The sequence below is a fragment of the Bradyrhizobium sp. th-b2 genome, assembly GCF_000426785.1.
In the GTDB taxonomy this organism is placed as follows: domain Bacteria; phylum Pseudomonadota; class Alphaproteobacteria; order Rhizobiales; family Xanthobacteraceae; genus Bradyrhizobium; species Bradyrhizobium septentrionale.
Map to the genome: position 1 here is coordinate 1 of NZ_AUGA01000259.1, position 1,233 is coordinate 1,233.

Annotated in this window: 1 pseudogene; it reads right to left on the reverse strand. The window is 56.8% G+C overall.

What is annotated here, in order from left to right:
- Positions 1–1,014 (reverse strand): annotated as a pseudogene (locus tag K359_RS56720) (aminotransferase); the annotation flags it as partial.
- Between the last annotated feature and the right edge of the window lie 219 nt (positions 1,015–1,233).

The following is a 1,233-nucleotide window of genomic DNA, read 5'->3' on the forward strand; positions in this document are numbered from 1 at the left end:
GATGAGTTTGAGGTTTTCGAGCGCAACGGCGGCTCCGACCGGGTGACCCCGCCCGTGAAGCCATGAGCCAGCAGTCCAACCTTATTGCTCTCGTCTGCGATTGGTTCGAACATGTAGTCATTCATTATGATCGCCGATAGCGGAAAATAGCTGGAACTGCTTCGAAACTACAATTACATTGGGCGCGATGTTGCAGGTTTCGCAACCGAACATTTTTTTGGTCCAGCCAAAGCCGCAAATCACCTCATCAGCGACCAAAAGGATGCTATGCTTTTTTAGTACCCTTTGAATTTTGTCCCAGTAAGTTGGCGGCGGAACGATGACGCCGCCCGCGCCCACTACGGGCTCACCGAAGAATGCTGCGATGGTATCGGCACCTTCGCGCTGAATCAGCGACTCGAGCTCCTCGGCCCAACGCGTTGCAAAGGTCTCCTCCGAGTCGCCCGCACGGCTGTCTTTGTAGAAATGGGGAGAGCCCGTGTGCATAATGTTGGGCAGCGGCAGATCGAAAGAGCGGTGGTTGTCGGGAAATCCGGTCAGGCTTGCCGCACCGACCGTGACGCCGTGATAGCCGCGCAACCGGCTGATGACCTTCTTGCGCTGAGGCTGGCCCAATGCATTCGATCGGTAGGCGATCAGCTTCAACACCGTATCGTTCGCTTCCGAGCCGGAGTTTGTGAAGAACACCTTACTCATCGGCACCGGAGACATCTTCACCAGCTTCTCGGCAAGCGCGATGGAAGGCCCATTCGATCGTGAGGCGAAGGTATGATAGAATGGCAGGATTTGCATCTGGCGATGCGCGGCTTCGATAAGCCGCTTTTCGCGGAAGCCAAGACCCGCACTCCAGAGACCGGCCATCGCATCGAGGTAGCGTTTTCCTGCCGTGTCGAAGGCGTAGGGGCCCTCGCCGCGTTCAATTATGAGCGGCCCGGCCCATTGGTGCGACCGTGCGTTGGTATAGGCGTGAAGCTGATAGGCCACATCTCGGGCCTGTTGAGAACTGGGCAGCATGGTCGGCGTCACATCATCGGTTCAGAATTGGATAGGGACCGGAGCATCATGTGGGGAAGCGCCGGTCCTTTCCCTGGCTTCTCTGGGCCTTGCGATAGTCGTGGTTGACGATCTCTTTAAAGGAATTCGCTTGTGCCTATGCCTGACCACAGGCTTAACTGGCGGCGACGCACTGTCTGGAAGTGATCACAGAGAGGGGACGATGTCCAAGCACGACAA